The following is an 11940-nucleotide window of genomic DNA, read 5'->3' as shown; positions in this document are numbered from 1 at the left end:
GCCAAGACATGCCGCTCATGCAGAGCGATAGCATATGTTTTTGATCGATAAGTGAACCGACAGGACGCCGGGTTTCCGCTGCGGAAAATCAGCGGCGAGGGCGCAGGCGCGGGTTGGGTTGGACCGTGTCCACCAGCTTCAGGAAGTCGTCGATGCGGATGATGCGTTCGAACTGGAATCCGGCGCGGCCTTCATGCGACCAGATCATGTGCGCTTCGATCCGGCCTACGACCGGCAGGCGCATGACCAGGCGTTCGCCGCGATCGAGCGGAAGATCGCCCTGCGACATGAAGCCCTGGGCGGAGAGATTGACGATATGCAGGTGCAGGTCGCCGAGCTGGCGATGTTCCGCGATCACCTGATAGTCCACAGGGTGCCGCGCCGCGCGCCGTTTATCGGTTACAGTGAGCTGCGCTCCTGCAGTCATCTCATGTGCCTCTTTGTGACTGTGAGGGGTAACAGTGCATCGAAATGGCAAAGAAACGGTAAACTCGTTCACTTTTGCGCATTAACAGGCGGCAAAACGTGCCTACCTTGCGTTGAAGCGCCCCGGTTTCGGGAACCGGGGCGCTGTCGTTAAATCTAGTTAGCAAACGATTACATCGTTATGCTGACCGGAGTACCGCGTGCTTCTTCTTGCCGAGGCTGAGTTTACGCGTTTCTCCGGGGGCAACTTCGACAAGAAATGCCGGATCGTCCATCGTCACGTCGTCGATCTTCACCGCGCCTTCGCCGATCTTGCGCTTTGCCTCGCCGTTGGAGGCGGTGAAGCCGAGTTCGGTCAGCGCGGCACCCAGGCGAATGCCTTCGCCGGTCACGTCAAGCGTCGGCAGGTCCTGACCGAGACCGCCGCCCGCGAAAGTAGCCTTGGCAGTGGATTCGGCAGCGATAGCGGCATCCTCGCCGCGGCACAGCCTGGTCACTTCGTTGGCCAGAACCACCTTGGCATCGTTGATCGCGGCACCTTCGAGCGCTTCGAGACGGGCAATCTCGTCCAGCGGCAGGTCGGTGAACAGGCGCAGGAACTTGCCGACATCGCGGTCGTCGCAATTGCGCCAGTATTGCCAGAAGTCGTAGCTCGGCAGCATTTCCTCGTTGAGCCACACGGCGCCGGAGGCGCTCTTGCCCATCTTGGCGCCGTCTGCCGTGGTGAGGAGCGGCGTCGTCAGGCCGAAGACTTCCTTGCCGTCCATGCGGCGCGTCAGTTCGATGCCGTTGACGATGTTGCCCCACTGGTCCGAGCCGCCCATCTGGAGCCGCACGTCGCTTTCCTTGCAGAGATGGCGGAAATCGTAGCCCTGCAGGATCATGTAGTTGAATTCGAGGAAGGTCATCGGCTGTTCGCGTTCAAGGCGCAGCTTGACCGAATCGAACGAGAGCATGCGGTTCACCGTGAAATGCGTGCCGACTTCCTGCAGCAGCTGGATGTAGCCGAGCTGGCCCAGCCAGTCCTGGTTGTTCACCATGACCGCGTCGGTCGGGCCGTCCCCGAACTTCAGCAGGCGCGAGAAGATCGAGAAGATGCCCTTGATATTGGCCTCGATCGTCTCGTCGGACAGCATCTTGCGGCTCTCGTCGCGGCCCGTCGGATCGCCGATGCGGGTGGTGCCGCCGCCCATCAGCACGACCGGCTTGTGGCCGGTCTGCTGGAGACGGCGCAGCATCATGATCTGCACGAGGCTGCCGATATGGAGCGACGCGGCGGTTGCGTCGAAGCCGATATAGCCCGGCACGACCTGCTTCTCCGCGAGGGCGTCGAGGCCCTCGGCATCCGTCGTCTGGTGGATGTAGCCGCGCTCTTCGAGGACGCGGAGCAGGGAAGATTTGTAGGTCATGACCGTGCTTCTTGTTGGTGGGAGCCGGGCGCCTAGCACGGGCGGCGCGCAAGATGAAGCGGTTGGTCGCCTCGCGCGGCATGCCTTTCGAATTCGGAGCCGAATGCGGATTGCCAGCGCCAGCCCCGAGCCTCTAGTCACTGCCGCATGGCTGACCTGACCTGCCACCCGGCACATCCTTCCGCACTTGTACGCGCCATCGAAACCCGCGTGATCGGGTTCGATGCTAACTGGCTGCGTGTGCGCTGGCGCATTCTGGGGGGCGGAAAGCTGGTGGTTCCCGCTTTCGCGGGCAAGGGCAGGGCCGACGATCTCTGGCAGACCACTTGCTTCGAACTGTTCCTCCAGGAACCGGAAGGCGCGGGCTACACCGAGTTCAATCTTTCTCCGTCGGAGCGCTGGAACGCATACGACTTCACGGGAAGGCGCGAAGGCATGACGCAGCGGCCGATGCCGCGCGAACCCGAATGCACGATGCGCAAGGGATCGGACATAGCGGTGTTCGATGCGGCGATTCCCGTCGGCGGTCTGCCGAAAGGTCCGCTGCGCTGCGCCTTCACCGCCGTCATCGAGGAGGAGGGCGGCGTGAAGAGCTACTGGGCGCTGGCCCACCATGCGGATGCACCGGATTTCCACGATCCGGCTTGCTTCACGCTTCAGCTTGCGGCACCCACCGCGCCATGAAATTCGGTATCGATCGCCTGCTGGCGGACCCTGAACTCCGCAAGCCTCTTGAAGGCCGCCGCGTCGCACTTGTCGCCCATCCCGCTTCGGTGACGGAAGACCTCGTCCACTCGCTCGACGCGCTGATCGCGGCGGGCGTGAATGTCACGAGCGCTTTCGGCCCCCAGCACGGGCTCAAGGGCGACAAGCAGGACAACATGGTCGAGACGGCGGACGAGCTGGATCCGACTTACGGAATCCCCGTCTACAGCCTCTACGGCGAAGTCCGTCGCCCCAGCAAGGCGATGATGGACAGCGCCGATGTGTTCCTGTTCGATCTTCAGGATCTTGGCTGCCGTATCTACACTTTCGTCACCACGCTGCTCTACCTGCTGGAAGCTGCCGAAAAGCAGGGCAAGAGCGTCTGGGTGCTCGATCGTCCCAACCCCGCCGGCCGCCCGGTCGAGGGGCTGACGCTGCTGCCGGGGCAGGAGAGCTTCGTCGGTGCCGGTCCGATGCCGATGCGGCACGGGTTGACGCTGGGCGAGATGGGCCACTGGTTTGTCCGTCACTTCAAGCTCGACGTTGATTACCGCGTGGTCGCCATGGAAGGCTGGGAGCCGGAAGGCCCCGGTTTCGGGTGGCCGCAGGACCGCATCTGGATCAACCCCAGCCCCAATGCCGCCAATCTCAACATGGCCCGTGCCTATGCGGGCACGGTGATGATCGAGGGGGCGACGCTGTCGGAAGGTCGCGGCACCACCCGCCCGCTGGAAGTGCTGTTCGGTGCGCCGGATATCGATGCCAAGGCGGTGCTCGTCGAAATGCAGCGCTTTGCCCCCGAGTGGCTGGAAGGCTGCGCCCTGCGCGAATGCTGGTTCGAACCGACCTTCCACAAGCATGCCAAGACGCTGTGCAGCGGTCTGATGATCCATGCCGAAGGCAAGTTCTACGACCATTACGCCTTCCGCCCATGGCGACTGCAGGCGCTGGCGTTCAAGGCGATCCGCAATCTCTATCCCGACTATCCGATCTGGCGCGATTTCCCGTACGAGTACGAATTCACGCGCCTCGCCATCGACGTCATCAACGGCGGGCCGGGCCTTCGGGAGTGGGTCGATAACCCCGACGCACTTCCCGGCGATCTCGATGCCGCAGCCGGTGCGGACGAGGCAGCTTGGAAGGCCGAGATCGCAGACCTCTTGCTCTACTGAGCGGGTAAATGCCGGGCAGGTCCGTCGGTATAGGCGGGCGGCGCGATCATCCTGCCATCGGTCTTGACCAGCACCGGGCAATCATCGAGCCGCTTGTCGACGGCGCGGATCAGGCCGGGCTCGGGTTCGTCCTTGCGGGGCGCGGCGTGTCCGGCTGCCGCATTGGCGCGCTGGATGACATAACCGCATGCCGCTTTGGCCTTCGCAGGGTTGTCCGAAGCGGCTGGCGAAGCGGCTCCCGTGGCCAAGGCGCCTAGGGCGAGGATCAGCAGAGCTTCCTTCATCGTGGCACTCCCATTTCAGGTCAGGGGCGAATAATGCTCAAGATTGTTCGCGCAGGAAAGCGCAATCACGCCTTCTTGCGCGTCAGTTCCCGCATCGCCGCGTCCAGTCCGTCCAGCGTCAGCGGAAACATCGCGCCGCCCATCAGCTCGCGGATCATCCGTGTCGAGCTGGAATAGCTCCACTGGATCTCCGGCGTGGGGTTGAGCCAGACCGTCGCCGGATACGTCTGTACGACGCGCTGCAACCAGACCGCCCCGGCTTCATCGTTCATGTGCTCCACCGACCCGCCCGGATGGCTCAATTCGTAGGGGCTCATCGCCGCGTCGCCCACGAAGATCACCTTGTAGTCGTGCCCGAACTTGTGGAGCAAGTCCCAGGTCGGCGTGCGCTGCGACCAGCGGCGGCGGTTGTCCTTCCACACGCCTTCGTAGAGGCAGTTATGGAAGTAGAAGAACTCCAGATTCTTGAATTCGGCGCTGGCGGCGCTGAACAGGTCTTCCATCATCTCGATGTACGGGTCCATCGACCCGCCGACATCTAGGAACAGCAGGACCTTCACGGCATTGTGCCGTTCCGGCCGCATCACAACGTCCAGCCAGCCCTGCTTGGCCGTACCGCGGATCGTCTCGTCCAGATCGAGTTCCTCGGCCGCGCCTTCGCGGGCGAAGCGGCGGAGACGCCGTAGCGCGACCTTGATGTTGCGGGTGCCCAGTTCGCGGGTGTTGTCGAGATTGGCGAACTCGCGCTTTTCCCAGACCTTGATCGCGCGACCGTGCTTTCCCTCACCGCCGATGCGGATACCTTCGGGACTGTAGCCCGAGTGGCCGAAGGGCGAGGTGCCGTTGGTACCGATCCACTTGTTGCCGCCGGAGTGGCGTTTTTCCTGTTCTTCCAGACGCTTCTTCAGCGTCTCCATGATCTCGTCCCAGGAGCCGAGCGACTTGATCTGCTCCATTTCCTCATTGGAAAAGTAGCGCTCCGCCACCTTGCGCAGCCAGTCTTCGGGAATATCGACCGGCTGCTGGCCGTAGTCGCTCAGCACGCCCTTGAAGACCTTCTGGAATACCTGGTCGAACCGGTCGAGCAGCCCCTCGTCCTTCACGAAAGTCGCGCGGCTGAGGTAGTAGAACGCCTCGGGCGTCTGCTCGATGACCTCGCGCTCCAGCGCTTCCAGCAGCACCAGATGTTCCTTGAGCGAGGCCGATATGCCCGCAGCGCGCAGTTCCTCGACGAAGTTCAGGAGCATGGCTGCTTACACCGCTTGCGGCGGCGGGGGCGGTTGCTGTGGCCACGCCTCCAGCGCCGGATCGAGATGAGCCCATTCCGGCGCGTCGTCGGTCCAGATCACGGCATCGGGCTTCAACCCATGGCCCGCATCAAGCGCGCCGAGGCGCATGGTCTTGAGGTGAGGGCGCGCCGAACTCTGCGCAAAAATCTGGGTGCCGCAACCGGGGCAGAAGTGGAAGGTCAGGGTATTGCCGCTGGCCGCTACCCAGGTGGACGAGGCCAGCTCGCCTTCGATCGCGACATCGTCCGCCTTGACGATGGCATTGTTGGTAGGGCCGCCCGCTGCGAGTTGCTGGCACTGGCGGCACCAGCACTGGCGCGTGGCGATGGGTTCGCCCGAGATTTCAAGCGTGACGGCGCCGCAGGCGCAGCGTCCCGGATAAGGTGCGGTCATCGCATCAATTCCCCCGGCGGGCCATGAAGGCCAGCCGTTCGAACAGCATGACGTCCTGCTCGTTCTTGAGCAAGGCGCCGTGGAGGGGCGGGATGGCCTTCTTGGGGTCCCGGTCCTGCAGCACGTCGAGCGGCATGTCCTCGCTCAGCAGCAGCTTGAGCCAGTCCAGCAGTTCGCTGGTCGAGGGCTTCTTCTTGAGGCCCGGCACTTCGCGCAATTCGTAGAAGATTTCCATAGCCTTGGAGACGAGGCTCTTCTGGATGCCCGGGAAGTGGACATCGACGATGGCCTGCATGGTCTCCCGCTCCGGGAACTTGATGTAGTGGAAGAAGCAGCGGCGCAGGAAGGCGTCGGGCAGGTCCTTCTCGTTGTTCGAGGTGATGACGACGATCGGCCGCTCGGCGGCGGCGACATGTTCGCCGGTTTCGTAGACGTCGAAGGCCATGCGATCGAGTTCGGCAAGGAGATCGTTGGGAAACTCGATATCGGCCTTGTCGATCTCGTCGATCAGCAGGACGGGAAGGCGCGGGGAGGTGAAGGCCTCCCAGAGCTTGCCCTTGCGGATATAGTTGTTGATGTCGTGAACGCGGGCATCGCCAAGCTGGCCGTCGCGCAGGCGTCCCACGGCGTCATATTCATAAAGGCCCTGGTGTGCCTTGGTGGTCGACTTGACGTTCCAGGTGATGAGCGGCGCATCGAGCGAGGCCGCGATCTGTTCGGCCAGCACGGTTTTCCCGGTGCCCGGCTCTCCCTTCACCAGCAACGGACGACGCAGCAGCACAGCGGCGTTTACGGCCACTTTGAGATCGTCGGTGGCAACATAATTGCTCGTGCCTTCGAAACGCTGCATCGTCCTGTCCCTTAATCGTTCGCTTAAGCTCTATGTTTTGCGGCGCAGCAAGGCAAGGGGGCAGCCGCTCACTTGATCGGAGCATGGACTTCGCCGCCGGAGCGTTGCAGACAGCGATCCATGGGGGCCGATTTCCTGAAACACGCCAATTTTCTGAAACACATGGACTGGCTGAACGCGCGGCGCGTCACGGTATATCTGCGCCTGTTCGCCGCGGTGAACATCGCGATGCTCATCTGGCTGGTGGCGACTTCCCATGGCGGCATCGATACCAACGGCTATCTTTTGGGCAGCGATTTCATTAGTTTCTGGACTACCGGGCACATGCTGGTCGACCACGGCAATCCCTACGACGGTGCCGCCCATATCGCCGCGCAGCGCAGCTATTACTCGGCTGAAGGCGCCTATACGGCATTCTATTATCCGCCGCCGTTCCTGTTGTTCTGCTGGCCGCTCGGATGGCTGCCCTATTTCCCGGCGCTGGGGCTCTGGCTGGTGACGACGGGCACCCTGTTCCTGGCCTCCGTGCGCCGATGGTGGCGCAGCGCTGGGACCGGCGTGCCGCTTCTGCTGCTGTTCGCGGCGTTCCCTGCGATTCCCATCGTTATTACCCATGGGCAGACGGCGTTTCTGGTCGCGGGATTGCTGGGCCTCGGGGCATGGCTGGTGCCGACCCGGCCATGGACTGCGGGCGTGCTGTTCGGATTGGCGACGATCAAGCCGCAGTTCGGGCTGCTCCTGCCTCTGGTGCTGTTGGCGACGGGACAAAGGCGCGTGATCGCCTCTGCCGCCGCAACGGCCATCGCGCTGGCGCTGGTTGCGGCTCTCGTATTCGGCTCGCAGTCATGGATCGACTGGCTCGGCGCCAGCGAGCGGGCTCAGGCCGCCATGGCGCTCGGGCAGATCGGCTACGGCAAGATGATGAGCCCCTTCGCGGCGTTGCGGCTGCTGGGCGCGCCGATGTCCGCGAGTTATGCCGTTCAGGGCGTGGTTTCGCTGGCGGTGGCCGCGCTCGTTCTCATGGCTTCCTGGCGCAGGACTTGGACCATGCCCCTGGCGGCGCTCACTCTGGCGGGAGCGCCACTCGCAACGCCCTACGTGCTCGATTACGACATGGCGATCCTGGCTTTCCCGATGCTCTGGCTGGCGGGGGAGGGGCTGCGCAACGGTTTCCGCGACTGGGAGCGATGCGCTCTCTTCGCCGCCTTCGCGGCCCCCGCTCTGGCGAGGCCGCTGGCCCTGCAATTCGGCGTGCCGATCATGCCGTTGGTGGAGATCCTGCTCTTCGCCGTAGTCTGGCGCCGTGCCAGGATGGCCTAATCGGGCTAATCTTCCATCACCTTGCGAAGATCTTCCGCTGCGGCGGGGTCGGTCTTTGCGATGTGGCTGACCATGGAGTCGATCACGATCCGCTCCAGTTTAGCATTCGCTTCCGGCGAGATGTAGTTAGACCATTTCTGGTCCAGTGCGATTTTTCGTGGGTTCAGTGCCATGAAACGGGCGCCCAGCGGCGTGCGGTAGAAGGCGGTGATGAAGGCCATGTCCGCCCCATCGACCTGAAGCGCAGCGGCGATTCCCGCCGTTCGAAGGTCCGCCTTGATGCTCTCGGCCGATATGTCGCGATCCGCCAGAGCATCGCGCGCGATCGCGTTCATGCCGTGATTGGCTTTCGCTGCGGCGATGAAGCGGACCATTTGCGGAGAACGAAGAAAGGCCGCGATCTCCGCGCCTTCCGTTTCGTTAAAATTGGCTGCGTAGAGATCTGCGAGATCCTGCCGGTAGAGCGGCACGACGCGTACCGCCTCTTCGGCGACGAGCGGCTTCATGGCCTCCGCGAAAGCGGTCAGGAGGCCGGGGTAGGCAGCTTCCATCTCGCTCATGTTCTCGTCGGCGGCAAAACCGTCGACCAGAGCCTGGAGCATCCGCTCGCTGGACTGCACCATCTGCTCGTCGGAGACGATCGCGCCCGCAAGGTGGAGCCACACATCCTCGCGTGGTGAGGACGATGGCGCCTCCATTGCCTTCGATGCAGGCATTTCCGCTGCGGCAAGAGCGGTTACGGGAAGGGCTAGAGCGGCGGCGGCCATTGCCCATGCCGCTCCCTTGCCGATAGGCGCGCGAAACCCGCCGCCGGAGGTGTCAGGCATCGATGAGTTCGGGATCGATTTCGCCCGCGCGGTTCTGGATGAACATGAAGCGGTGCTCGGGATTGCGGCCCATCAGCCGGTCGACGAGGTCCTTCACCGCCGCTCGGCCCTCATATTCCGGCGGCAGGGTGATACGGATCAGCGAGCGAGAATCCGGGCTCATCGTCGTTTCGCGAAGTTGCTGCGGGTTCATTTCGCCAAGGCCCTTGAACCGGCCCACTTCGACTTTCTTGTTCTTGAACACCGTCGCTTCGAGTTCGGCGCGGTGCGCGTCGTCGCGCGCATAGGCCGAGGTCGATCCCGCCGTGAGCCGATAGAGCGGCGGCTGGGCAAGATAGAGATGACCGCGCCGCACGATGTCCGGCATTTCCTGGAAGAAGAAGGTCATCAGCAGCGTGGCGATATGCGCACCGTCGACGTCGGCGTCGGTCATGATGACGATACGGTCGTAGCGCAAGTTATCCGGGTTGCAGTCCTTGCGGGTGCCGCAGCCGAGCGCGAGGCCGAGATCGGCGATTTCCTGGTTCGCCCGGATCTTGTCCGCCGTGGCCGAGGCGACGTTGAGGATCTTGCCGCGGATCGGCAGGATCGCCTGGGTCTTGCGGTCGCGCGCCTGCTTGGCGGAGCCGCCTGCCGAATCGCCTTCCACGATGAAAAGTTCGGTCTCGCCCGAACCTTCGCCCGAACAGTCGGTCAATTTACCGGGGAGACGCAGCTTGCGCGCATTGGTGGCGGTCTTGCGCTTGACCTCGCGCTCCGCCTTGCGGCGCAGGCGTTCGTCCATGCGCTCCATCACCGCGCCGAGCAGGGCCTTGCCGCGTTCGAGATTGTCGGTGAGGAAGTGGTCGAAGTGATCGCGTACCGCCGCTTCCACGAGCCGCGCGGCTTCGGGGCTGGTGAGGCGATCCTTGGTCTGGCTCTGGAACTGGGGGTCGCGGATGAAGACCGAGAGCATGACTTCGCTGCCGGTGATCATGTCATCCGGCGTGATGTCCTTGGCCTTCTTGGCCTGCCCCACCAGATCGGCAAAAGCGCGAATGCCCTTGGTCAGTGCTGCGCGCAGGCCCTGCTCGTGCGTGCCGCCGTCCGGAGTGGGGATGGTGTTGCAGTACCAGGAAAAGGAACCGTCCGAGTAGAGCGGCCAGGCAATGGCCCATTCCACGCGGCCCTGTTCCGAACCGTCATCGCCCTTGGGGAAGTCCTGGCGGCCTGAAAAGAACTGCGTGGTCACGCATTCGCGGCCGCCGATCTGTTCGGCGAGATGGTCGGCAAGGCCGCCCGGGAACTGGAAGGTCGCTTCGGCCGGGACGTTCTCGTCCGCCAGCGAAGGCGCGCATTTCCAGCGGATTTCCACGCCCGCGAAAAGGTAGGCCTTCGAGCGGACCAACTTGAACAGGCGTGCGGGCTTGAACTGCTGGTCGCCGAAGATCTCGGTATCGGGTGTGAAGGAAACCGCCGTGCCCCGCCGGTTGGGCGCTGCGCCGATCTTCTGGAGCGGTCCCAAGGTCTGCCCGCGCGAAAATTCCTGCGCGAACAGCTCCTTGTTGCGCGCCACTTCCACCCGCGTGAGGCTGGACAGCGCATTGACCACGGAAATGCCCACGCCGTGGAGGCCGCCCGACGTGGCATAGGCCTTGCCGGAGAACTTGCCGCCCGAATGGAGCGTGGAGAGGATGACTTCGAGTGCCGACTTGCCGGGGAACTTGGGATGTTCGTCTACCGGAATGCCGCGACCGTTGTCGGTGATCGTCAGCCGGTTGCCTTCGTCGAGCGTGACCTCGATGCGGTTGGCGTGGCCGGCGACGGCCTCGTCCATGGCGTTGTCGAGAACTTCGGCGGCAAGGTGATGCAGCGCGCGCTCGTCGGTGCCGCCGATGTACATGCCGGGTCGGCGCCGGACAGGCTCAAGCCCCTCCAGCACTTCGATCGCGGAACCATCATAGGATTCCCCGCCCGAGGACGGGAGCTTGTCGAACAGGTCATCGGACATGGGCTGGACTATAGGGCGCCTAAACCCGCGATCAAGCACGGGTTTAGGCTTATCCGCAAAGAGATGTTCGCTGTCTGATCTTTTCGCCCGAAACGGACGGGGTTACTTGGCGAAACCGCTGGGGGCTGCGCTGACGACTTTGACGGCCCCGCCTTCCACCGCGCGAACCTCCAGGGCGCGTTCGATCAGACCGGTCTTGCCGAAGCGGAACGGGCCGTCCACGCCCAGGAACCCGCCGGGATCGAGCATGGCCGTGGCCGGAAAGACCTTGCCCGGCGCCCAGTCGCGCGCGACGCGCAGGGTCAGGAGTACCGAATCGTAGCCCAGCGTGGCGATACGGAAGGGTGCCGTCCCGAAGCGGGCGCGGTAGCTCTTGGCGAACTGTGCGAAACGGACGTCGGACACGGTCGAGAACCACGCGCCGTTCAGGGCCGGGCTGGTCGCGAGTTCGCGTTCGCCGCCCCAGAGTTCGGTGCCGAGCAGGCGCACGCCCGCGCCGCCGCCCGCCGCGCGGTACGAAACCGCGGCCTTGGCGGACAGACTGCCGCTGTCGGCGATGAGCAGGGCACCGTAGCCGGTCTTGGCCTTGATCCGGTTCGCCGCCGCGCCGATCGATGCGGCCGACCGGTCATAGGTCTCCATGGCGACAACCGAGCCGCCCGCGTCGCGCACCGAGGTGAGCAGCGAACTGCTCACGCGCTCGCCGTAGTCGCCCCTGGGGACGAGCGCGGCGAAAGTCGTGACGCCCTTGCCGCGTGCATAGGCAACGGTGCGGGCGATCGACTGCCCGGGCAGGTTGCCGATGATGAAGACGTCCTTCGTCGCCGCCTTCTCGTCGTTGGAGAACGAGATCAGCGGGATATGCGCGGGCTTGGCCACCGCCGCGACCGAGGCGATGTCGTCGGACAGGAGCGGGCCGAGAATCAGCTTGTTGCCGTCGGCAATCGCGCGGCGGGCCGCGTCGCCGGGATTGGTGCCGGTATCGTAAGTGGTGATGCGAAGATTTTTCGCGCCGGTATCGAGCAGGGCCATGTTGGCGGCATTGGCCAGCGACTGGCCGACACCCGCGTTGGCGCCGGTCGTGGGCACCAGCAGGGCGACGCGGTGACGCTCGGTATCCGTGGGAATCTCGCTTTCGGAGGGTGTCGGAGCGGGGGCGGGTGCCGGGGCAGGTGCCTTGGGAACCACGGCGCAGCCCGCCAGAGCTGCCATCGTCGCCGTCATCGCTGCCGCCGCGAGAAGATTGCGCCGGTTGAGGCGATTATAGAACATTGC

Annotated in this window: 12 protein-coding genes; 3 read left to right on the top strand and 9 right to left on the bottom strand. The window is 64.0% G+C overall.

Annotated features, from left to right (window positions below):
- Nucleotides 1–88: 88 nt before the first annotated feature.
- Nucleotides 89–427, bottom strand: a complete 339-nt coding sequence (locus NTCA1_RS21045) for a PilZ domain-containing protein (RefSeq protein WP_086490571.1) — start codon at nt 425–427, stop codon at nt 89–91.
- 178 nt (nt 428–605) lie between these two features.
- Complete coding sequence (tyrS, locus tag NTCA1_RS21040) at nt 606–1835, bottom strand: tyrosine--tRNA ligase (RefSeq protein ID WP_159831725.1); 1230 nt, start codon at nt 1833–1835, stop codon at nt 606–608.
- Between the two features lie 147 nt (nt 1836–1982).
- On the opposite strand from tyrS, the gene NTCA1_RS21035 reads away from it, so the two are divergent.
- Both NTCA1_RS21035 and NTCA1_RS21030 read left to right on the top strand, forming a co-directional pair.
- On the top strand, nt 1983–2519 hold the full coding sequence (locus NTCA1_RS21035; protein ID WP_159831724.1) for a DOMON-like domain-containing protein: 537 nt from the start codon (nt 1983–1985) through the stop codon (nt 2517–2519).
- Nucleotides 2516–3712 carry an exo-beta-N-acetylmuramidase NamZ domain-containing protein gene (locus NTCA1_RS21030; RefSeq protein WP_159831723.1) on the top strand — a complete coding sequence of 399 codons (1197 nt, stop codon included), beginning with the start codon at nt 2516–2518 and terminating at the stop codon, nt 3710–3712. Before NTCA1_RS21035 ends, NTCA1_RS21030 begins: the two co-directional genes overlap by 4 nt.
- On the opposite strand, the gene NTCA1_RS21025 is transcribed toward NTCA1_RS21030, so the two are convergent.
- The 4 genes from NTCA1_RS21025 to NTCA1_RS21010 form a co-directional block, all read right to left on the bottom strand.
- Nucleotides 3706–3996 (bottom strand): hypothetical protein, encoded by a 291-nt coding sequence (locus NTCA1_RS21025; RefSeq protein WP_159831722.1) that lies wholly within the window; start codon nt 3994–3996, stop codon nt 3706–3708. The genes NTCA1_RS21030 and NTCA1_RS21025 overlap by 7 nt on opposite strands.
- Before the next feature lie 65 nt (nt 3997–4061).
- Nucleotides 4062–5243, bottom strand: a complete 1182-nt coding sequence (locus NTCA1_RS21020) for a VWA domain-containing protein (RefSeq protein ID WP_159831721.1) — start codon at nt 5241–5243, stop codon at nt 4062–4064.
- Nucleotides 5244–5249: 6 nt separating this feature from the next.
- Nucleotides 5250–5678: a GFA family protein gene (locus tag NTCA1_RS21015; protein ID WP_159831720.1), complete on the bottom strand. Its 429-nt coding sequence runs from the start codon at nt 5676–5678 to the stop codon at nt 5250–5252.
- Between the two features lie 4 nt (nt 5679–5682).
- Entirely contained in the window at nt 5683–6528 is an 846-nt protein-coding gene (locus tag NTCA1_RS21010) for a MoxR family ATPase (RefSeq protein ID WP_159831719.1), read from the bottom strand.
- Nucleotides 6529–6648: 120 nt separating this feature from the next.
- On the opposite strand from NTCA1_RS21010, the gene NTCA1_RS21005 reads away from it, so the two are divergent.
- The gene (locus NTCA1_RS21005; RefSeq protein ID WP_159831718.1) at nt 6649–7848 is read left to right on the top strand and encodes a glycosyltransferase family 87 protein; all 1200 of its coding nucleotides are present in this window, start codon (nt 6649–6651) and stop codon (nt 7846–7848) included.
- A gap of 5 nt (nt 7849–7853) precedes the next feature.
- Here NTCA1_RS21005 and NTCA1_RS21000 read toward each other — a convergent pair whose 3' ends face one another.
- The 3 genes from NTCA1_RS21000 to NTCA1_RS20990 form a co-directional block, all read right to left on the bottom strand.
- The gene (locus NTCA1_RS21000) at nt 7854–8675 is read right to left on the bottom strand and encodes a hypothetical protein (protein WP_159831717.1); all 822 of its coding nucleotides are present in this window, start codon (nt 8673–8675) and stop codon (nt 7854–7856) included.
- Nucleotides 8668–10665, bottom strand: coding sequence for a DNA topoisomerase IV subunit B (gene parE / locus NTCA1_RS20995; protein WP_086490561.1), 1998 nt, complete (start codon nt 10663–10665; stop codon nt 8668–8670). The genes NTCA1_RS21000 and parE overlap by 8 nt, the downstream gene beginning before the upstream one ends.
- A gap of 102 nt (nt 10666–10767) precedes the next feature.
- Nucleotides 10768–11937, bottom strand: coding sequence for a penicillin-binding protein activator (locus NTCA1_RS20990; RefSeq protein ID WP_159831716.1), 1170 nt, complete (start codon nt 11935–11937; stop codon nt 10768–10770).
- Nucleotides 11938–11940: the final 3 nt, after the last annotated feature.

The sequence above is a fragment of the Novosphingobium sp. TCA1 genome (assembly GCF_009811895.1).
Lineage (GTDB): Bacteria > Pseudomonadota > Alphaproteobacteria > Sphingomonadales > Sphingomonadaceae > Novosphingobium > Novosphingobium panipatense_A.
Note: the sequence above shows the minus strand (reverse complement) of the source record. Positions and strands in the feature narration are given on the sequence as shown.